Below are 20517 nucleotides of genomic sequence, written 5' to 3'. Positions count from 1 at the left end.
GAAAACTATGAAGCTCTGGGCTGCATTTTTTAAATTGATCAGGTACCCAAACCTGATATATATTGGCCTTACCCAGTTTTTACTGCAATACTGCGTAGTGGAACCCGTGTTGCGCAGCTCTGGCGAAGAGCCGTCGCTCCCTGTTCCTCAATTTGTATTACTGAGTTTGTCTACCATCCTGGTGGCGGCTGCCGGTTATATTATCAACGACTATTTCGACATCAATATTGACATCGTCAATAAGCCGGATAAAATGGTGCTGGACAAAATTATCAGCCGGCGTTGGGCCATGGCCTGGCATACCCTGCTGAATATGGCCGGCGTATCCCTGGGCTTTATGGTCGCTTTTAAAACAGGACAGTTCTATCTGGGTTTTACGCAGGTGATTTGTTCCCTGCTACTCTGGTTTTATTCCACTTCTTTTAAACGGCAGGTCTTAATCGGTAATGTGGTTATTTCGCTGCTGACGGCACTCGCCGTAGTAGTGGTAGGATTTTATGAGAAACAGATCTACCATAGCTTTGAAGCGATTATGTCTGCTACCGGCCGCAAGCTGATACAGATTATCGGCGTATATGCGTTGTTTGCGTTTTTGATTTCTATGGTCAGAGAAGTGGTGAAAGATCTGGAAGATATGATGGGCGACAGCAAAGATGGTTGCCGCACCCTGCCTATCGCCTGGGGTGTGTTGGCCGCCAAACGCTTTTGTAATGTATTGTTGCTGGCACTGGTGGTGATTATCCTGGCCGTGGAAATAAGGGTGTGGATATTAGATTGGTATGCAGCCGTTGTTTATCTGTTGTTGTTTGTGCAGCTACCTTGTGGATATATTTATTTACAGCTGAAAAAAGCACATCTGCCGGAGCACTATCATAAAGTGAGTACGCTCGTGAAAGTAGTGATGCTGACCGGCATTTTGTCCATGATATTTTTTAAAATTTATTTATAGAGATGTATAAAGGAAAACCTGTTATTCTGGCCTCACAGTCGCCCCGTAGAAAGCAGTTGTTGGAGCAGGCCGGCATTCCTTTCGAAGTGAAAGTAGTGGAAACCGCTGAAACCTTTCCTCCGGAACTGGCGATACCTGATATTCCGGTGCATATAGCCCGGCAGAAAGCGGCCGCTGTGCGTGACCTTTGTGCTCCCAACGATATTATTATTGCTGCAGATACGGTAGTGGTGCTGGATGATGACATTATTGGCAAGCCGAAAGACCGGCAGGATGCCATTGATATTCTTGGCCGTCTCAGTGGCCGTGAACACCGTGTAGTCACGGGCGTTATTATACAACAGGGCGCAAAAGAAGTGGCTTTTTCCAAAATTACGTCGGTACATTTTAAACCGCTGAATGTGGAGCAGCTGACTTATTACGTGGATCATTACAAACCATTCGATAAAGCCGGTGCTTATGCGATACAGGAATGGATCGGCGCAGTGGGGATCGACAGCATTAATGGCTGTTTCTACAATGTAATGGGGTTACCGGTGAGTAAAGTAGTGGAAGAACTGGAAAACTTTTAATAATAAGAACGGCGCTGTGATCAGCGCCGTTTTTACGATTGGTTTTTGCTTATTTACATCTCTTTATTCTAATACCAGAATATTAACATCTTTATTTTTCAGCCAGCCAGCTTCTCTCAGCTTCTGTAAGTTAATGGTACCTACCACATAACGCCATTCGCTGGATTCGTATTTTTCAGAGATATTGAAGAACTCTGCCAGATCTACCTGGTCGGGTGTTTTATAGCGCAGGTATACCTTTAGATTTACATCATTGGTAAAGCTGGGCTGATTGTTTTGTTTAATCTTTTTGTACTCGTAGCGATAGTTGTATAACAACGCGGAAATATCGGACAGTACGGCGCTACCGGTAGCGGTACCACCAGCACCTTTACCTACAAAGAATTGTTTGTCGGTGAAAGCACTTTCCAGCAGAATACCATTGTATTCATTGTATACATCGTAGAGCAGGTTATGTTCCTTGATCAGGTGCGGCAGTACGTAAGAGAATACGTGTCCGTTCTGACGACGGCATTGTGCAATGAGTTTGATGGTACAGTTGCGCTGTTTGGCGAACTGGATGTCAAAATCATTCAGGTGATGAATACCGAAGTTGAATACTTCTTCGGGTTTCACGAAAGTACCGAAGGCATGGAGGAGGAGGATCACGATTTTAAATTTCGGATCGTATCCTTCGATGTCGAGGGTAGGGTCTGTTTCGGCAAAACCCAGGTCCTGCGCTTGTTGCAGGGCGGTTTCGAAGCTGAGGTTTTCTTCAAATATTTTGGTGAGAATATAGTTCGTAGAGCCGTTACAGATACCTTCTACAGCATTGAGCAGGTCGTTATCATAATATTCTTCCAGGTTGCGGATAATAGGAATACTGGCGCAGCTGGACGCTTCATACAGGAACGGTACTTTGTTTTCAGCCTGCAGTTGATACAGGGCTGGCAAATTTTCCGCGATCATTCTTTTGCTGGCGCTTACTACCGCTTTGCCGTTACGCAGGGCGGTGCTCACAATTTCAAAGGCTGCTTCGGTTTCATTGATCAGTTCTACTACCACGTCAATGGTAGGATCTTCCAGAATTTCATTTTTATCGGTAGTAAAGTAGCTGCTATCGATAGGTCTTGACTTATTAGGGTCTTTAATACAGATTTTTTTAATCCGTGCATTAATACCTTTTGTTCTGTTCAACACTTCATAGAGTCCTTGTCCTACGACGCCGAAACCGAAAATACCTAAATTGATGATCTTATTTTCCATACATTTTTTGAGCTTGCAGCCTTCAGCAATTAGTCTTTAACGATGCAGAGATGATCAGGTTCTGTACAGTCAAAGTGGTGGTTAATCACTAAGGGCTTTATTGTAAAACAGTAATTTGCTTGCCAGCCGGATGGTTTAGCTTATCCAGCGCTTGTTTCAGGTCGTTAATCAGGTCGTCGGCATCTTCAATACCTACTGATAAACGGATACAGGAATCCTGCAGCCCTGTTCTTTTCCGGAATTCTTCCGGTATGTTACGATGCGTCATGGTAGCCGGATGGGCCAGCATGCTTTTCACGCCGCCGAAACTTTCTGCCAGTTTAAATAACTTGGTAGCGTTCACGATGCGGATGGCATTTTTGATATTGTCGCTTTTCAGGGAAAAGCTTACCAGTGCGCCGTAATTTTTCTGTTGTTTACGGGCGATATGATGATTTTTATGCGTAGCCAGTCCGGGATAAAACACTTTATCCACAGCAGGATGTGCGGCCAGCCAGTTAGCGATAGCATTGGCATTGCTGCATTGTTTTTCCAGTCGCAGGTACAATGTTTCCACCCCGCGGATAGTCAGCCATGCTTCAAAAGGACTGAGTATACTACCGGAAATATTTTGGTTATAGCGGATCTGGTCTGCCAGTACTTTGCTGTTCACCACCACCAGTCCGGCAATTACATCGCTATGTCCGGAAAGATATTTGGAAGCGCTGTGGATAACGATATCCGCGCCGAGGGTGATAGGTTGTTGTAATAGTGGGGTGCTGAAAGTATTATCTACTACCAGCAAGATGTTATGTTGTTTGGCAATTTTGCTGATAGATTTGATATCAGAAATGCGCAATGTTGGATTGGTAGGGGATTCCAGCCAGATGATTTTGGTGTTGGGGGTAATAGCCGCCAATACTTTGTCGATGTTGCTGGTATCTACGAAATTAACTTTGATACCGAAGCGTTCAAACATGTGGTTAAAGATTTGGAAGATGCCACCGTAGGTATCTTCTACCGCCATGATTTCATCGCCGGTCTTTAACAGCTTCAGTACCGCATCAATGGCCGACATGCCACTGGCGAACGCAAATCCGGCAAATCCTTCTTCCAGGTTGCAGATGAGGTCTTCCAGCACTTTTCTCGTGGGGTTATTTGCCCGCGAAAATTCAAAGCCTTTATTGATGCCCGGTGATTCCTGCACAAAGGTGGATGTTTGATAGATAGGCACAGAAATGGCGCCTGTCAGTTCGTCTACCGGAATGCTATGAATCAGTTGTGTAGCTGTTTTCATGTTATAAATTATTTTTAATGATGTTCAATGTGCACAATAATCTGCTGCAACTTTATCATTAAAGATCAACTTAAACAACAACAAATCCATGAAAAGGGGGCGGAGTGGGCATAAAAAAAGCTCTTCCGTGTGTTGGAAGAGCTTTCTTAGAAAGTTATATATATCTGTGAAGTATTATCTCTGCCAACTTATCTTTCCCACGCTTGCGCATGGGCAGGAATTAGCACCTTTTTCCTGATCATAAAATCAGGAAAGGTTGCTAAGGCATCGCAGGGCCAAGTCCCTCCGCCTTTCTGGATAAGTGATGTGTAAGAACTGGCGCAAAGGTAATGTGACTTTGATGAGATTTCCAAATGGAAGTTTGAATTTATTTATTAAACGATGTTTTATTACCTTTAGCTGATACTATTTTATACCAACCGTATCTTTATGTTTGTTAACCCGTTGCTCTCAGAAGAGCTATTCCAGTACATCTGGGCCTTCCGGCTGTTTAAGCAGGATCACCTGGCCACTACCGGTGGAGAACCGGTACAGATTTTATATCCCGGACTACATAATCATCATGGCGGCCCTGATTTTTCTGCTGCAAAAATCAGGATTGGCGCCACTTTATGGGTAGGGCAGGTAGAGCTGCACCTGCGTACTTCCGACTGGTTCCGGCATAAGCATCAGCACAATCCACAATACGGGCGGGTGATCCTGCATGTGGTATTTGTACATGACATGCCGGCTGATCGTATTCCGGGTGTACCCTGTCTGGAATTGCAGCAGCATATTCCCAAACTGTTGTTGGAGCGCTATGAGCAGCTGCGGCAGTTGTCGCCCTTTGTTCCCTGTGCGGCTTATGTGGCCGCTGTTCCGCCGCTCACGTGGTTAAGCTGGAAGGAAAGGCTGTTGGCCGAACGCTGGGAGCGCAAGTTGGGGGTGTTGCGGGCCTGGCTGCAAAGCAGCCAATCCAATTGGGAAGAGGTGTGTTATTGGGCGGTGGCGCAGAGTTATGGGATGCCGGTAAATGCCCTGCCCATGCTGGAAGTAGCCCAGTCGCTCTCTTACACCCTGCTGATGCGATACCGGCAGGAACGCCTGCAGCTGGAGGCGCTGCTGTTTGGGCAGGCGGGCATGTTGAGCCAACCGCCGGCAGATGAATATATGGCGCAGCTACAGGCCATATATGTACATCTGCAGCATAAGTATGGGCTTTGTCCTATTGCTGCGCATCACTGGAACTGGTTGCGGATGCGGCCGGCGGCGTTCCCCACCATGCGGCTGGCTACTTTTTCGGCTTTGCTGCAACATAGTCCCCGCCTGTTTTCCAGGATACTGGATGCGAATGATATAACGGAGCTGGAGCGGTTATTTTTCGTACAGCCGTCGGCGTATTGGCGTAGCCATTACCGGTTTGGACAGGTCGTAGGGCACACCCAGCTACCAGGAAAACAGGCGGTTCACGGTATTCTGATTAATACCGTACTGCCGTTGCTGTTCCTGTATGGACAGCAAAAGCAGCTGAAATATTACCAGGAAAAGGCCTTGCATTTTTTAGAGCAGCTGCCACCGGAAAGAAACCGGATCACCGCAGCATGGGAACAGTTGGGCGTAACACAGGAAAGTGCGATGGAGTCGCAGGCATTATTGCAGTTGAAGCAGTACTACTGCGATGAGAAGCGGTGCCTGCATTGCGCTGTGGGGATAAAAATTATAGGTGGGGTTTAGAAGAGCAGAAAGCGGAAAGCAGAAAGCAAAAAGCTATTGTAGCGAATGATTAAAGCGTAGTAATATCCGCAATGGTCACTCGCTACAATAGCTTTTTGCTTTCTGCTTTTTGCTTTCTGCCCCCGTATTACCAGTTAAAAGTAACATCCTGCACCATATCCGGATGTACGCTTTCTGCCACTGGACAGGTATGTGCCGCTCTTTCGAGTATAGTTCTTTCTTTTTCGCCCAGGTTATGACCGGCAGGAAAATCGAATACGATAGTTACACCGGTAATACGGCGGGGTTCTGTGCCCATGGTTTTCAGTACACTTACTTTGGTACCTTCAATAGCCCAGTTGTTTTCCATGGCTTTGATGCCCATAATGGAAAGCATACAGGAGCCCAGCGCGGTGGCTACCAGGTCAGTAGGAGAAAATCTTTCTCCTTTACCTTTATTATCTACTGGTGCGTCTGTTTCAATCACAGTGCCGGAGCGGAGATGGGTAGCTGTGGTGCGTAACTCCCCGTTATAAATGATAGATGCTGTTTGCATATTGATTCTTTTTATGATCTGGAGGTAAAATTAATAGTATTTTCAGGATATGAGCAATATGGAAAGCGGAGGTGCTGTTAAACTAAAAAAAAATTAGCTACGTTTGTAATATATACATAACAATACCTTGGTTCAAGCGTTTACTTATTATAATAATAGCCCACTGTGAAAAAAATATACTTAATCCTGTTTTTGGCAATAATATCCGGCGGCTTATTTGCGCAATCCAATACCAATAACACTTCCACGCAAAAAAGCAAGAAAAGCGATAAGGAACAGCGTAAGCTGAAAAGGATTTCTGTTTTTCGGGAGCAGGAAGAGGGGGAGAATGTTTTTCAGCGTGATTTTTCGGTAGGTGGCAGACTTAATACCGATGGCTGGACAGGCTTCGTGGAACTGGGTTATCGGAAAAGCAGGAAGAAAGTCACTTATTTCCAGTTTGACTTTTCGGAGAAGAAGAGTAATAAGGAAGTGAAGAAAAGCAGTGCTTACTTTACACAGCGTCCTTTTATATACGGAAAACAGAATAACTTTTACCAGGCTAAGCTGGGCGTAGGTCAGCGCTATATGTTGGGTGGAAAAGCCAATAAAAACGGGGTAGAAGTGGACTTGATCTACTATGGTGGCTTGTCTGTGGGATTATTGAAGCCTTATTACCTGAATATGCAGGTGAATGGAGGAAGTGAGGAGATAAAGTATAGTCCGGAAAATGCTGAGCAATTCCTGAAGGTAAACGATATTATTGGCGCCGGTGGTTTTGGGAAGGGCTGGAATAACCTGAGTGTGGTGCCGGGTTTGCACGCTAAATTGGGGATGCGCTTCGACTGGGCCCATTTTAATGAGGTGGTAAGCGCCCTGGAAGTGGGGATGAATGCGGAAATGTATACCAAAAAAATCCCTATTATGGTGGAATATGGTGGAATAGACTATAATAAACAGTTCTTTTTTGGCGCATATGTAAGCCTTCAATTCGGGAAGCGCTGGAATAAGAGATAAGTGTTAACTTTGCTTTTCTAAAGAAAGGAATAAGCGATGCAAGAACTACCCGTAATAGCCGCCGAACCGGCTACAACAAGAGTAAAAAAGCCTGATTGGCTGCGCGTTAAATTACCGATAGGCGAGAACTATAAGCAGGTGAGGAACCTGGTAGATACCCATAAATTACATACGATCTGTGAAAGCGGTAACTGCCCTAACATGGGTGAGTGCTGGGGAGCCGGTACGGCCACTTTCATGATCCTGGGAAATATCTGTACCCGCAGTTGCGGCTTTTGTGCCGTAGCTACCGGCCGCCCGGAAGCCGTAGATTTTGACGAACCTCAGCGTGTGGCAGAAGCCATTTACCTGATGAAAGTAAAGCATGCGGTCATCACATCCGTTGATAGAGATGAACTGAAAGACGGTGGTTCTATCATCTGGGCTAACACCATCAATGCAGTAAGGGCGTTAAATCCCGAAACAACCATGGAAACCCTGATCCCGGATTTTCGTGGTCAATGGGAAAATCTCCAACGTATCATTGATGTAGCGCCTGAAATAGTTTCACATAACCTGGAAACGGTAGAACGTTTAACCAAGCAGGTGAGGATACAAGCCAAATATCACCGCAGCCTGGAAGTCATCCGTCGCCTGAAAGAAGGTGGTATGCGTACCAAGAGTGGTATCATGCTCGGCCTGGGTGAAACCAAGGAAGAAGTAGTACAAGCCATGCAGGATCTGTACGACAACGGTTGTGATGTAGTCACACTAGGTCAGTACCTGCAACCTACCCCTAAGCACCTGCCGGTAGCGCGCTTTGTACATCCTGATGAATTTGCAGAGTTACGCGAAATAGGATACAACATGGGACTGGACTACGTAGAGTCCGGACCGTTAGTTAGGTCCTCTTATCATGCGGAAAAACATATTGTTAGCGGTCGAAATAAAGGATGACCGGAACTAAATTTCATGTAATTGTTAAAATCCACCTGAAAGGGTGGATTTTTGTTTTCATAACACTATCTTAGCGCCCGAAATACTTTTACCTAACAACAAAATGTTTGTTGTCTAACCTACTTCTCTGTTATACGTTGTTTTCAAATACCTGGAATCTAAACCCGGACGCCGTGCAGCTACTGTTTCAGATCCTTTGAATAAGCAACTCATTTATCAAACCTACCTGTTTGCTGTAGCGATTACGGCTTAACATGTTTTTGCAGTAATAAAATATTGTTACGCAGTAAATAGCTGCTTAACAACAAGGAATATTAATACTATGCCGTAAGAAGTAGTTGGCTTTCAGCTTTTCCACTTTTCATACTGGTATTATTTTCTTTTGATTGGTACAATGATGAACTGAATGTCAAAAGCCTTTTATGAAAAGAGCATTTTATTTGTTAGCTGTGTCCTGCGGATTGTTGATAACGCCGCAGTTGTTTGCACAGTCATCGTCGGATTCCCTGTTAACCAGTGCTACCCTGCAGGAATGTATCCGGTATGCTATTTCGCATCAGCCGGTCATCCGCCAGTCGTTGATTGATGAAGCGATCACCGATAGAACTGTGAAGAGTAAACTGGCCGACTGGTATCCGCAGATCAACCTGGATTACAACATCCAGCACTACCTGAAAATACCCACCTCTATTTTAGGTGGGAATCCTATTCAGGCGGGCGTTGCCAATTCTTCCGCTGCCCTGTTTGGATTAAACCAGAACATCTTTACCCGTGACCTGTTGCTGGCCCGCAATACGGCCAAGGATGTACGAAAACAAAGCCAGCAAACCACTGCCCGCAACCAGATTGACCTGGTAGCCAGCGTCAGCAAAGCGTATTATGATGTGTTGCTCACCACCGAACAAATTAAAGTGTTGAGTGAAGACATCATTCGCCTGGAACGCAGTCTGAAGGATGCCAACAACCAGTACGCCAGCGGTGTAGTTGATAAAACAGACGCCAAACGCGCCACCATTTCCCTGAACAATGCCCGCGCCCAACAAAAGTCGGCCCGCGAACTGCTGACAGCGAAACAGGCGTATCTCAAAGACTTGATGGGATATCCCACCAATGCCAGCGATATACCACTCACCTCCGATTCTGCCGCTGTATCATCTCAGGTAACCGGTGATGATACCTTACAGGTAGCAGATTATAAAGGTCGTATTGAATACCAGTTGCTGCAAACACAGGAAAGCCTGCTGCAGGCCAACCTGAAATACAATAAATGGAGTTTCCTGCCTACCGTATCGGCGTTTATTAACTATTCCTTCGCCTATCAGAATGCAGAATTCAACAAGTTATACAGCCATGATTATCCTAACTCATTAGCAGGATTGAAATTATCCCTGCCTATTTTTCAGGGAGGAAAACGGATACATAACATCCGTATGGCGGAGCTGCAATTGCAGCGTACGCAGTGGGATTATGCCGCCCTGAGAAGTCAGATTAATTCGCAGTATGTGCAGGCCATGGCCACGTACAAGAGTAACTACAACGACTATCTGACCCTGAAAGAAAATGTGCAGATGGCAAAGGATGTATACGATATGTTACAGCTACAATATAAAGAAGGCATCAAAACGTATCTCGACGTACTGATATCTGAAACAGAGTTGCGGAGTGCGCAACTGAATTACTACAATTCTATGTACCAGGTATTATCCAGCAGGATAGACTTGCAAAAAGCATTAGGAACCTTAACAGCTAATTATTAAATGGTAACCGGAACGGATATGAAAAAAATGAACAACATTATCTTAATCAGCGCTGCCAGTATCCTGGGCTTATCGGCCTGCAGTGGTCCTGCTAAAAAAACGGCGCCTGTGATGCCCCCTACACCGGTAAATGTTACGGAAGCAGCTGTATCGCCGGCCGTTTATTACGATAAATATCCCGCCACGGTGGTGGCCATCAATCAGGTGGAACTGCGCTCTCAGGTGGGTGGATTTATCACCGGCATCTTTTTCAAAGAAGGAGAAGTTGTGCAGAAGGGAAAAGCATTGTATGAAATAGATCGTCGTAAATATGAAGCAGCGGTGCTGTCTGCACAGGCAAACGTAGCCAGTGCAAAGGCCAGCTTTGAAAGAGCTAAAAAAGATGACGACCGCTATCAGCGCCTGGCCGATCAGGATGCGGTAGCCCGTCAGATACTGGATAACGCCCGGGCAACGCTCGAAACTTCCCGGAGCCAGCTGGCTGCGGCAGAAGCCAACCTGGCAGCAGTACGTACCGACCTGGATTACTCCCTTATCAAAGCACCGTTCACCGGACGCATTGGTATTTCTCAGGTGAAACTGGGCGCACAAGTGAGCCCCGGAAGCACGCTGCTGAACACCATCTCCAGTGAAAATCCTATAGCAGTGGATTTTGTGGTAACAGAAAATGATATTCCCCGTTTTGCAGCCATGCAGGGCAAAGGTAACGGCAACGATAGTACGTTCCGCCTGCAATTGTCTGATGGCACCGCTTATGTACATGCCGGTAAAATACTGGCCATCGATCGCGGGGTAGATAATCAAACCGGTACCATCCGCGTACGTATTGAATTCAACAACCCGGATGATAAGCTGAAAGATGGTATGAGCTGTGTGTTACGTGTACTCAACGAACAGTCCGGCGAAAGATTGATCATCCCATTCAAAGCCGTAACAGAGCAAATGGGCGAATACTTTGTGTTTGTAGCGAAAGATTCAGTAGCGGCCCAGCAGAAAGTACACCTCGGACCTAAACTGGGTGATAAAATAGTGATCATGGACGGCGTACAGGCTGGTGACAAGGTCATTGTTGAAGGCTTCCAGCGCTTACGCGATGGCGGTAAAATACAGATTGGAATACCAGCCGCACCACAAGGCGCGCCTGCGAAGAAATAGTTTATCAGTAGAATCAACAGCGAAGATCATGATTGCAGATACTTTTATAAAACGACCCGTAACGGCCATAGTGATATCTATAGTGCTGGTGCTGGTGGGAATATTGGCGATGATGAACCTGGCCGTGGGCCAGTATCCGGAGATCTCGCCCCCCACCGTACAGGTAACAGGTACCTACACCGGGGCCGATGCCCAAACGGTGGAACAAACCGTGGCCACTCCTGTGGAAGTACAGGTGAATGGTACGCCTGGTATGACGTACATCAACACCAACAATACCAGCAGCGGACAAATGAGTATGACGGTAAACTTCGAAGTAGGTACCGACATCAATATTGCCGCGCTGGATGTGCAGAACCGTGTGGGGATTGCACAACCTACCCTGCCGCAGGAAGTACAGCGTTTAGGCTTAACCGTTAGAAAGCGTAACCCCAGCATTTTAATGCTGGTAGCACTGTATTCACCTAAGGGCACACATGATATCACCTTCCTCGACAACTACACCAACGTATATGTAAAAGATGCATTGCTGAGAGCCAAAGGAGTAGGTGACATCTTCACGCGTGCAGATGATTTCAGTATGCGTATCTGGCTGAAGCCCGATAAGCTGGCTGAAATGGGCGTTACCGCCGATGATATCCGTGCCGCACTGGCAGAACAGAACGCGCAGATTACTGCCGGATCTGTTGGTGCGCCACCACAACAAACCGGGCAAACATTTGAATACAACATCTTTACGAAAGGACGTTTATCCACACCGGAAGAATTCGGCAATATCGTGGTGAAAACCCGTCCTGCGGATGGATCACTGGTATACCTGAAAGATGTAGCCCGCGTGCAGTTGGGTAAATTCAATTATGCCGGTAACAACTATGTGGACGGTAAACGTGCGGCTTACCTGCTCGTATACCAGGCACCCGGTAGTAATGCACTGGAAACCGCGGCCAACGTAACCGCTGCCATGGAAGAACTGAAAAAACAGTTCCCGAAAGATGTGGAATATGTAGTGCCGTTTGAGTCGGTATCCGTGGTGAAAGTATCTATTGAAGAAGTGGTGCATACCCTGGTAGAAGCCCTGATACTGGTAGTGATTGTGGTGTTCCTGTTCCTGCAGAGCTGGCGCGCTACGTTGATTCCTATCCTGGCCATTCCGGTATCTATCATTGCTACTTTCATCTTCTTTATCCCGCTTGGCTTTACCATCAATACGCTGACGTTGTTCGGTTTTGTACTCGCCATCGGTATTGTGGTGGATGATGCCATTGTGGTGGTGGAAGCGGTACAGCATAATATTGACCACGAGAAAATGACGCCCAGAGATGCAACGGCACAGGCAATGAAAGAAATTTCCGGCCCGGTAATCGCCATTGCATTGATTTTGGCCGCGGTGTTTGTACCGGTAGGATTTATACCTGGTATCGTAGGTCGTTTGTACCAACAGTTTGCGATCACCATTGCTATTTCCGTAATGATCTCTGCTTTTGTGGCGTTGTCATTAACACCGGCATTGTGTATCCTGTTGCTGAAACCGATGCACCTGGATAAGGATTCAAAAGGGCTGAACAAATTCTTCTTTAAATTCAACCGTTGGTTCGGACATACTACTTCCCGCTACTCTATGGGCGTGAAGAAAAGTATCCGTTACTTCCGTTTTGCGGTGGTAATCCTGCTTTGCATTTTCGTAGGTACGATGATGTTATTCAAATCCAAACCTACCGGCTTTATTCCTACAGAAGATGAAGGCCGTTTGATTATCACTTTCGACTTACCGGAATCTTCTTCTACAGAACGTACGGTAGGTGTGATGTCGCAGATGATGAAAGACCTGGAAACAACGCCGGGTATTGCACACTATGCGGCGCTGGGAGGTTTGAATGCGGTGAGCTTTGCCACTAAATCCAACAGTGGTACCATTTTCTGTTCCCTGAAACCATGGGCAGAGCGTAAGGCAGATTCCCTGCAGATTACGGCTTTGGTTGCGACGGTAAAGAAAAAGCTGAGTAAGTATAAAGAGGCCAATGTGGTAGTGATACAGCCGCCGGCTATTCCGGGTCTGGGTCAAACAGCCGGTTTCTCTTTCGTATTGCAGCAAAGAGGGGCGGGAGAAATCAAGGCCTTTGAAGGCGTATTGCGGAACTTCATTGATTCTGCCAACAAGCGTCCGGAAATAGCACAGGCTTTCTCTTTCTTCACGGCGCGTACACCGGGTTATCAGCTGGATATAGATCGTGAGAAGGCGAAGAAAATGGGCGTGAAAATTTCAGATATCGCGTCTGCCCTGCAAACATATATGGGTAGTGCTTATATCAACGACTTCACCATTTACGGACGTAATTTCCGTGTGGTAACGCAGGCCGATTCTACTTACCGGGGAGATATCAAAAACCTGAACCAGTTATTTGTACGTAATAGTGCGGGATCTATGGTGCCTATCAGTGCGTTGACTTCTTATAAAGTGATAGAAACCGCGCCGGTGATATCTCACTATAACCTGTTCCGCTCTGCCGAAATCAACGGAGGACCGGCGCCTGGCTTTAGTAGTGGTGATGCGATCAACGCCCTGAAAGAAGTGGCTGCGGGAACATTACCCGATGGATATGGTTATGAATTCTCCGGTTTGAGCCGCGAGGAAATATTATCAGGGTCTAAGACGGTATATATCTTTGCCCTCTCCATCATCTTTGTGTTCCTGTTTCTGGCCGCATTGTATGAAAGCTGGTCCGTACCCTTCTCTGTACTGCTGGCGGTTCCTATTGGCGCCTTTGGGGCCATTCTGGTGCTGACCTTCCTGCCTAAGCTGAGTAATAACGTATATGCACAGATTGGTTTGATTACATTGATTGGGTTGTCGGCCAAGAACGCCATCCTGATTGTGGAATTTGCGAAGGAACGTGTGGACAGAGGCATGGATGTGGTAACAGCAGCAGTAGAAGCGGCCAAGCTCCGTTTACGGCCTATCATCATGACTTCCATGGCATTCCTCTTAGGTATTCTGCCGCTGGTATTTTCTTCCGGTGCAGGTGCGGAAGCGCGTAAAACCATGGGTTGGACGGTATTAGGTGGTATGTTTACCGCTACCTTCCTGGCCATCTTTATTGTGCCGGTATTGTATGTGGTCATTACCCGTTTGGCGTATGGTAAAGAAAAACTGCGTAAAATGAAAGAGAGCTATCAGTCAGTACCTGAACATGATATACAGGGAAAACTGTAAGCGTAAAAGAGAGGGTTTATAATTATACATAAGCAGGAAGGGCGTTGCGAAAGCGGCGCCTTTTCCTGTTTTATTCCGGCAGGATGCGTTTACCATCTTTGTCGAAATGCCGGGTTAACTGCCATTCCGTATCTCCCACCATATACATAGTACCGGCTACCACCGCGCCTACAGTGATGTAGAGGAACCAATCAGTTTGACTGTCGAATATCAGCGCACAGGCGAGTCCGGTGGCCAGCAGGATAACGCCAATGCGTTTAGAAATACCGGCAGCATATTCATTGGCGGAATGCCACATTTCCAGTGTTTTGGTAGATAGCACACTGCGGTAACCATACCATGATTTGGTCGTTTTCGGCGGAAAGCGGTGAATGATGTATCCCATCAGGAAAAACAATACGCCGGCAAAGATAGCCGCGTTGCAGTACGTAGTATGGAGGAAACGCAACAACATGGTCCGGGGTTTTGGTTACCATAAGTTACGAAAGAATTACGAATTACGAATTACGGATTTGTGGGTAGATAGAAGCGAAGTGATCTTCGTGTTTACTATCTACCCACAAATCCGTAATTCGTAATTCGTAATTCTTTAATGTTTCGTGGTATCAGTGGCCTTCTTCTTAAACAATCCATTCAGTGTATTCTTCACCGTTTCTCCGGCTTGTTTGCCCACATTTTCCAGTGGTTTGCCAGTGTTGGTAGAATCTTTCTTTCCGCTGAGTTGATTTTTTAGTTCGTCTTTCAGGGAATTCACTGCGGTGTTTTTAAGCTGGTTGAGGCTGTCTTTTACGGTATGTTTTACCGAATCCACTTTATTTTTTACCAGTTCAGCCGCTTGTGCTTTCAGGCTGTTGGCAGATTCGCGCAGATCCGTTTTAACGCTTGGTTTCAGGATGTTACCACCCATTAATACCTGCAGATGAACGCTATCACCCAGGTTTACGGGAATGCCTTTGCTTTGCGCCTGTGATGCCAGGTTGTTCACCAGTGCATTACCAGCCGAGCCCATCAGGCTACGTGGCAGCGCCAGTTGCAGGGTATAATCGAGCGACTGATCAAAGCCATGTGAACCGGCAATATCCATGCGCACGCCACCTACGGTTACTTTGAACGGATTCACTTTTACGCGGCCGTTTTCAAAAGCAAAGTAGTTTTTGATATCACGCAGGGAAAGATCTTTCAGTTGCGCTACATTCAGGCTATTGGCCAATTGATCTACTGGTGCAAACTGTTTCAGGAAGCCCTGTATCAGCAGGAGGTTACCATCGCCGGTGAGGGTATTCAGCTCTGGCGACATATCCTTGCCCAGCTTACCACGCACGGTTAACTGCGACGTAATTTTACCGGAGAGGAATTTACCAATCGGCATTAACTTCTGCACGGTGTTGAAGGTATTGAAGGTTTGTTGTACATCGAGGTTTTGCACATTGTACGCCAGGTTAATATCCGGGTTTATTTTGCTGGCTTTGGTGCTATAACTACCATTGATTTCCATGGTACCCTGCAGTGCATTGGCTTTCAGCTGTTGCATGGTCACGGTTTCATCTTTTACGAGCAGGTTACCGCTTACGTTGGTGAGGTCGGCTTTGTCGTAGTGGATTTTGTTCACATTGGCTACCAGTCCGAGATTCAGGTTAGCCGGAACTGCAAACGGTACAGCTGCAGCGCTATCTTTCTTAGCAGTAGCCGGATCAGGAGCGGTCGGTGTAGTGCCCATCCATTTATTCAGGTTAATTTCATCTGCTTTGAAGTTCATTTTACCATCCAGCGGGGCATTTTTGAACGTATAGGCGAGCAGGTTATTCACTTCTCCGTTGGCTTCAAAGTTGGTGCCCATGTATTGTCCGTTCAGGTCTTTTACCGTTACGTTTTTAGGGTTAAACTGCAGGGAGAGGTTATTTACTTTCACGCCATCGGGGTAGTCCTTGCTTTTATAGAGCATGTTGCTCAATTGCAGGGTACCGGCGGCGTAGAAGCGATCGTATTGTTGTTTTTCGATGGCACTCATGTTGCCTTTGGCGTTGATGTCTGCATCCAGTAAGCCGGATAAGTTGGTACCGGCTTCCAGTTTCACGAACTGGGTGATTTTAGAGAGATCCAGTTTGCCTTTGGCAGCAGCGTCTACATATAAATCAGAGATCGGTGTTTTCACCAGCATGCGCAGGTCCAGTGGAGTATTGTCCATTTCCAGGTGGCCGGTAGGCATATCTACCACGGTATGATCGGGTACGCCATCCGGGTTGCTGATCTTCATGGCGATCTGGATATTTTTTACTGGTTTAGGCAGATCAGGATATTGGAAGAAACCATCTTTCACGGCCAGGTTCAGTCCAAACGAAGGCATTTGCACAGGAGAGTAGTTCCCTTTTACGAACCCATCGAAAGCGGCCGTACCGCTGGTTTTTATCTTATCAAAATCTGTTTTGTATACTGCAGGTACCAGCGACAACAGGTCTTTAAAATTGGTAGAAGGGGCTTTAAAGCTCATGTCCATACCATAGGTAGAATCATTTACCAGTTTGAAGAATCCTTGTAGCGCCAGTTCCAGGTTGTTGATGGCGGCTTTACCATCTTTTAGCGTATAGGTGTTGCTGTTATTATCTACCTGGATGGCGGCATCCAGTTTGGTTTTTACCTGCGATAAATAAGGGATCAGTCCATAGCGGAAAGTGATGCCCTCAGCTACGGTGTTGGTTTGTAGCAGGAATTGATCCTGCGTGAAATCACCTTTACCCTGGTGGGTTAAGCCAGTAATGAGTAAGGCCATATTTCCCTGGCGGTCGTCATAACTGATCAGGGCGTCCTCAATTTTATATTGTTGCAGGCTGAGGGCAAATTTACTTTTGCTGGTATCAGCCGGCGTGGCGGCGCTGGTATCGGGTTTGGTGATATTCCAGTTGGCGGCGCCGTTTTTGTTTACAATAGCGTGTATCCGTGGCTGTATGAGCGCGATATTATAGATATCCATCTTATCGCCTTTCACTACACTCATGAGGTTCAGGGCCACATCAATCTGTTTTACAGCCAGCAGGGTATCTGCGGAAAACTCACCGGTACCAATTACCTGCAGGTCTTCCAACCCAACGGCCAGTCGTGGGAAATGCCGGAACAAACTGATGTCCACATCTTTAAAGTCCACTTTGGCATTGAGCCGGTTGTTCAGTTCCGTTTTAACTTTCGCAATGATCTTGTCTTTGAAGAAATAGGGAATGGCGATGGCTGCCAGTATCAAGACCACTATTGTGATGCCCACAATTTTTAGGATCTTTTTGAGCATAGGCTTTTTTTTGCGGTGAAGATAAGGAGAAAGGGGAAAGGAGAAAATGATTAAGGCAGATGATTGGAGCGGATTTTGTGTTTCGGCAGGATTTACCGCCTGTTGCTGATTACATTTTAAAAGATTTAAGAAGATGATAACAGATTGACCCCGACGGAGCTATAAATCTTTTTGCCATCTTTCTATAACCAGAAAAACAAAAAAATAAAAAATCACCAACATCCGGCTAATCCTGCCGGAAGATAAAATACACCCGCTTTCGTTACTTTTGCAGCATGACACCAGAAAGAAAGGAACGATTACTGTCGGTTTTAAAGAGACGGCAGGTCAATTTAACAGTGGTGCTGGAAGATGTACAGGACCCCCACAATGTAGCAGCAGTAATGCGTACCTGTGATGCTGTGGGCATACAGGATGTTTATATTATCACCTCAAAACCGCCACGGGACAAGAACTGGGGCCACCGTAGCAGCAGTAGCGCTAAACAATGGCTGACCATTCATGATTTTAATAATGCCGCAGATTGTTTTACTGAATTGCGCAAGCATTACGACAAAATACTCACCACACATCTGGCTGCAGATGCGGTAAGTTTATACGATATTGATTTTAAAGGTTCAGTGGCCCTGGTTTTCGGTAACGAACAGAATGGCGTGAGTGATACCACCAGGGCAATGGCGGACGGGAATTTTATCATCCCGCAAATGGGGATCATCCGTTCCTTAAATATTTCGGTGGCATGCGCTGTCAGCATTTATGAAGCCATGCGCCAGAAAACAATCGCCGGCCACTATCAGCAACAAGGCCTGCCAGACAACCGGTACAATGCCCTGTTGACAGAGTGGGGCTTTAAGGCAGGAGATCTGGAAGATAACTAGGAAAGATTAATTGTCCGGAACAAGGGCATTGATTATATTAGCCAATGATACTGGATTGATTATTAAATGTCTGCCTACTTACCAATCGATGAAATATTATTGCTCCGTCAACTGTCAGATAGCGACAGAGGAGCATTTGAAACAGTGTACAATGATTACTTCCTGTTGGTATTTTCTTTCTCCATGAAATTCGTGGAGGACCGGCAGGTGGCGGAAGATATTACGTTGGAAACATTTGTAAAGCTGTGGGATAAACGTAGCAACTTATCTGCCCAGTCTAATATTAGTGCTTTATTATATACCATTGCCCGAAATGCTTGTCTGAATCATCTGCGAAATGAAGACCGGATGAACCGGCGGCATGAGGAACTAGCCAGGCAACAATCGCACGAACAGTTAGAGCTGGAATCATTTAGTACCACAAGGGAGCAAATTTATCAGCACCTGTACCTGGAGATTGAAAAACTTCCTGGAAAGATGGCCAACATCCTCCGATTGAGTCTTAAGGGATTGAAAAATGCTGAAATAGCCCAGCAGACAGGCATCAGCGAAAAAACTGTCAGAAATCTTAAAACGGAAGCCATTAAGCAATTGCGTACAAAATTGTTGAAGAACGAATTGTTGCACCTGGTGTTATTGCTATCTCACTAAAAAAAAATAAAAAAACTTCGGGACAATTTGATACCGGCGGTGTTTATATAGCACAACCAGTACTAAATCGCGACGAATGCCGCCAGAACAGGAACAAATAGTAGCACTCATTCTGAAACATCTTTCAGGAGAACTTACCGCGGAAGAACAATTGCAGCTGGATGCCTGGTTGGAATCCGATGCTGACAACCGCGCATTAATGGCCGAGTTTTCCAACGAGGCTGTGGTGAAACAGGAGTTGCTGGATATTTACCATACCAAAACACGCATCTGGCAACAATTGGATCAATATACGGCCACCGGTATGCGTCCTGTCCGTAATTACCGGAGGATGGCATTGTACGCCGCCAGTATTTGTGTATTGGTGATAAGTACTGCGGTATACCTGGTGAAACGTTGGCAGATGCTGCCGCCGGCACAGGTAAATGCACCACATCAGGAGTACGTTAATATTCCCTCGCCTGCTGTTAATAGGGCTTATGTAACGTTAGGTAATGGTAAAAGGGTGTATATAGATAGCTTACAAAATGGTGCGGCTATTACACCCGGTAGTAACCAGGGGCAGAAATTATCGCCGGATAAAATCGAATATACAAATACCAGTAAGGCCGCTACCCCGGAACTGGCTGTTATCACGGTTCCCAGAGGTAGTAAGCCGTTGCTGATTGGTTTGCCGGATGGCAGCCAGGTATGGATGAATGTGGCATCTACCATTTCATTTGAAACGCCATTTTCCGAAAAAGGGCGATTGGTCAGTGTTTCCGGAGAAGCCTATTTTGAAGTAGCCGCTGCTGTACAGCCTTTTGTAGTAAAAAGTAAAGGACAGGAGATAAAGGTGTTAGGCACCTCGTTTAATATTAAGTCGTATGAGGAAGAGTCAACTATAAAAACTACGTTAGTAAAAGGAAAAATTCAGATCAACCAAAGTAAATCAGGAACAATGAAAGTGCTCACTGCCGGGCAACAAGCAATATCAACGGCAGAAGGACAAATGTCAGTAAATCAGGATGTCGACGTAGACGATGCCATTGCCTGGAAAAGCAATGTATTTCAATTCAGAAATGAAGACCTGAAATCCATTATGCGCCAACTGGGACGATGGTATGATGTAGAAATCGTCTATAAAGGAACCATACCTGACCGCTTCTTCACTGTAAAAATTTCAAGAGACAAAAGTTTAACAGCGGTATTAAAAATCATGGAGCTATATGGAATGAACTTCCAGCTCGAAGGTAAAAAGTTGACAGTCCTGCCATAGCGTTAGGTCCTGCCACAGTAATTGCTTTGAATATAAAAAGCCGGAAGTCCTGGTAAGACTGCCGGCCTGGTTCAGGCATGCCCAAAACATCTGATCGTAAAACAAGGC

16 protein-coding genes and 1 riboswitch are annotated in these 20517 nt (G+C 46.0%); of the genes, 11 read left to right on the top strand and 5 right to left on the bottom strand.

What is annotated here, in order from left to right:
* The first annotated feature begins 7 nt into the window (after positions 1-7).
* Both AC1DFM_RS00420 and AC1DFM_RS00415 read left to right on the top strand, forming a co-directional pair.
* The gene (locus AC1DFM_RS00420; RefSeq protein ID WP_477074751.1) at positions 8-949 is read left to right on the top strand and encodes a geranylgeranylglycerol-phosphate geranylgeranyltransferase; all 942 of its coding nucleotides are present in this window, start codon (positions 8-10) and stop codon (positions 947-949) included.
* Positions 950-951: 2 nt separating this feature from the next.
* Positions 952-1521 (top strand): Maf family nucleotide pyrophosphatase, encoded by a 570-nt coding sequence (locus AC1DFM_RS00415; RefSeq protein WP_477074750.1) that lies wholly within the window; start codon positions 952-954, stop codon positions 1519-1521.
* Positions 1522-1584: 63 nt separating this feature from the next.
* Here the strand turns inward: AC1DFM_RS00415 and AC1DFM_RS00410 are convergent, their stop codons facing one another.
* Both AC1DFM_RS00410 and AC1DFM_RS00405 read right to left on the bottom strand, forming a co-directional pair.
* Positions 1585-2766: a homoserine dehydrogenase gene (locus tag AC1DFM_RS00410; protein ID WP_477074749.1), complete on the bottom strand. Its 1182-nt coding sequence runs from the start codon at positions 2764-2766 to the stop codon at positions 1585-1587.
* A 97-nt stretch (positions 2767-2863) separates the two neighbouring features.
* Positions 2864-4042, bottom strand: a complete 1179-nt coding sequence (locus tag AC1DFM_RS00405) for a trans-sulfuration enzyme family protein (protein ID WP_477074748.1) — start codon at positions 4040-4042, stop codon at positions 2864-2866.
* Between the two features lie 185 nt (positions 4043-4227).
* Positions 4228-4346, bottom strand: a riboswitch (SAM riboswitch).
* Between the two features lie 125 nt (positions 4347-4471).
* Between AC1DFM_RS00405 and AC1DFM_RS00400 the strand changes: the two genes are divergently transcribed.
* Entirely contained in the window at positions 4472-5755 is a 1284-nt protein-coding gene (locus AC1DFM_RS00400; protein WP_477074747.1) for a DUF2851 family protein, read from the top strand.
* Positions 5756-5882: 127 nt separating this feature from the next.
* Here AC1DFM_RS00400 and AC1DFM_RS00395 read toward each other — a convergent pair whose 3' ends face one another.
* Complete coding sequence (locus AC1DFM_RS00395) at positions 5883-6290, bottom strand: OsmC family protein (protein WP_477074746.1); 408 nt, start codon at positions 6288-6290, stop codon at positions 5883-5885.
* Positions 6291-6482: 192 nt separating this feature from the next.
* Between AC1DFM_RS00395 and AC1DFM_RS00390 the strand changes: the two genes are divergently transcribed.
* The 5 genes from AC1DFM_RS00390 (at position 6483) to AC1DFM_RS00370 (ending at position 14345) form a co-directional block, all read left to right on the top strand.
* On the top strand, positions 6483-7286 hold the full coding sequence (locus AC1DFM_RS00390; protein ID WP_477074745.1) for a hypothetical protein: 804 nt from the start codon (positions 6483-6485) through the stop codon (positions 7284-7286).
* Positions 7287-7322: 36 nt separating this feature from the next.
* Positions 7323-8222: a lipoyl synthase gene (lipA, locus tag AC1DFM_RS00385; RefSeq protein ID WP_079468971.1), complete on the top strand. Its 900-nt coding sequence runs from the start codon at positions 7323-7325 to the stop codon at positions 8220-8222.
* A 422-nt stretch (positions 8223-8644) separates the two neighbouring features.
* The gene (locus AC1DFM_RS00380; protein ID WP_477074744.1) at positions 8645-9979 is read left to right on the top strand and encodes a TolC family protein; all 1335 of its coding nucleotides are present in this window, start codon (positions 8645-8647) and stop codon (positions 9977-9979) included.
* A 27-nt stretch (positions 9980-10006) separates the two neighbouring features.
* The gene (locus AC1DFM_RS00375) at positions 10007-11134 is read left to right on the top strand and encodes an efflux RND transporter periplasmic adaptor subunit (RefSeq protein ID WP_477074743.1); all 1128 of its coding nucleotides are present in this window, start codon (positions 10007-10009) and stop codon (positions 11132-11134) included.
* 28 nt (positions 11135-11162) lie between these two features.
* Complete coding sequence (locus tag AC1DFM_RS00370; RefSeq protein WP_477074742.1) at positions 11163-14345, top strand: efflux RND transporter permease subunit; 3183 nt, start codon at positions 11163-11165, stop codon at positions 14343-14345.
* 70 nt (positions 14346-14415) lie between these two features.
* On the opposite strand, the gene AC1DFM_RS00365 is transcribed toward AC1DFM_RS00370, so the two are convergent.
* Together AC1DFM_RS00365 and AC1DFM_RS00360 are read right to left on the bottom strand one after the other, a co-directional pair.
* Positions 14416-14799, bottom strand: coding sequence for an SdpI family protein (locus AC1DFM_RS00365; protein WP_477074741.1), 384 nt, complete (start codon positions 14797-14799; stop codon positions 14416-14418).
* 135 nt (positions 14800-14934) lie between these two features.
* Positions 14935-17622: a hypothetical protein gene (locus AC1DFM_RS00360; protein ID WP_477074740.1), complete on the bottom strand. Its 2688-nt coding sequence runs from the start codon at positions 17620-17622 to the stop codon at positions 14935-14937.
* Positions 17623-17897: 275 nt separating this feature from the next.
* On the opposite strand from AC1DFM_RS00360, the gene AC1DFM_RS00355 reads away from it, so the two are divergent.
* The 3 genes from AC1DFM_RS00355 (at position 17898) to AC1DFM_RS00345 (ending at position 20409) form a co-directional block, all read left to right on the top strand.
* A complete protein-coding gene (locus tag AC1DFM_RS00355) occupies positions 17898-18500 on the top strand; it encodes a TrmH family RNA methyltransferase (protein ID WP_477074739.1) in 603 nt (200 codons plus the stop codon).
* A gap of 66 nt (positions 18501-18566) precedes the next feature.
* Positions 18567-19151 (top strand): RNA polymerase sigma-70 factor, encoded by a 585-nt coding sequence (locus tag AC1DFM_RS00350; RefSeq protein ID WP_477074738.1) that lies wholly within the window; start codon positions 18567-18569, stop codon positions 19149-19151.
* Positions 19152-19227: 76 nt separating this feature from the next.
* Entirely contained in the window at positions 19228-20409 is a 1182-nt protein-coding gene (locus AC1DFM_RS00345; RefSeq protein WP_477074737.1) for a FecR family protein, read from the top strand.
* The last annotated feature ends 108 nt before the right edge of the window (positions 20410-20517 follow it).

The organism is Chitinophaga sp. 05T412, from assembly GCF_056396465.1.
Note: the sequence above shows the minus strand (reverse complement) of the source record. Positions and strands in the feature narration are given on the sequence as shown.

Excerpts from the sequence above, each read along its gene's own strand:
- AC1DFM_RS00410 (WP_477074749.1), bottom strand. The coding sequence starts at position 2,766 with ATGGAAAATAAGATCATCAATTTAGGTATTTTCGGTTTCGGCGTCGTA.
- AC1DFM_RS00380 (WP_477074744.1), top strand. The coding sequence starts at position 8,645 with ATGAAAAGAGCATTTTATTTGTTAGCTGTGTCCTGCGGATTGTTGATA.
- AC1DFM_RS00365 (WP_477074741.1), bottom strand. The coding sequence starts at position 14,799 with ATGTTGTTGCGTTTCCTCCATACTACGTACTGCAACGCGGCTATCTTT.
- AC1DFM_RS00355 (WP_477074739.1), top strand. The coding sequence starts at position 17,898 with ATGACACCAGAAAGAAAGGAACGATTACTGTCGGTTTTAAAGAGACGG.
- AC1DFM_RS00400 (WP_477074747.1), top strand. The coding sequence starts at position 4,472 with ATGTTTGTTAACCCGTTGCTCTCAGAAGAGCTATTCCAGTACATCTGG.
- AC1DFM_RS00395 (WP_477074746.1), bottom strand. The coding sequence starts at position 6,290 with ATGCAAACAGCATCTATCATTTATAACGGGGAGTTACGCACCACAGCT.
- AC1DFM_RS00345 (WP_477074737.1), top strand. The coding sequence starts at position 19,228 with ATGCCGCCAGAACAGGAACAAATAGTAGCACTCATTCTGAAACATCTT.
- AC1DFM_RS00350 (WP_477074738.1), top strand. The coding sequence starts at position 18,567 with ATGTCTGCCTACTTACCAATCGATGAAATATTATTGCTCCGTCAACTG.
- AC1DFM_RS00375 (WP_477074743.1), top strand. The coding sequence starts at position 10,007 with ATGAACAACATTATCTTAATCAGCGCTGCCAGTATCCTGGGCTTATCG.
- lipA (WP_079468971.1), top strand. The coding sequence starts at position 7,323 with ATGCAAGAACTACCCGTAATAGCCGCCGAACCGGCTACAACAAGAGTA.
- AC1DFM_RS00370 (WP_477074742.1), top strand. The coding sequence starts at position 11,163 with ATGATTGCAGATACTTTTATAAAACGACCCGTAACGGCCATAGTGATA.
- AC1DFM_RS00420 (WP_477074751.1), top strand. The coding sequence starts at position 8 with ATGAAGCTCTGGGCTGCATTTTTTAAATTGATCAGGTACCCAAACCTG.
- AC1DFM_RS00415 (WP_477074750.1), top strand. The coding sequence starts at position 952 with ATGTATAAAGGAAAACCTGTTATTCTGGCCTCACAGTCGCCCCGTAGA.
- AC1DFM_RS00360 (WP_477074740.1), bottom strand. The coding sequence starts at position 17,622 with ATGCTCAAAAAGATCCTAAAAATTGTGGGCATCACAATAGTGGTCTTG.
- AC1DFM_RS00405 (WP_477074748.1), bottom strand. The coding sequence starts at position 4,042 with ATGAAAACAGCTACACAACTGATTCATAGCATTCCGGTAGACGAACTG.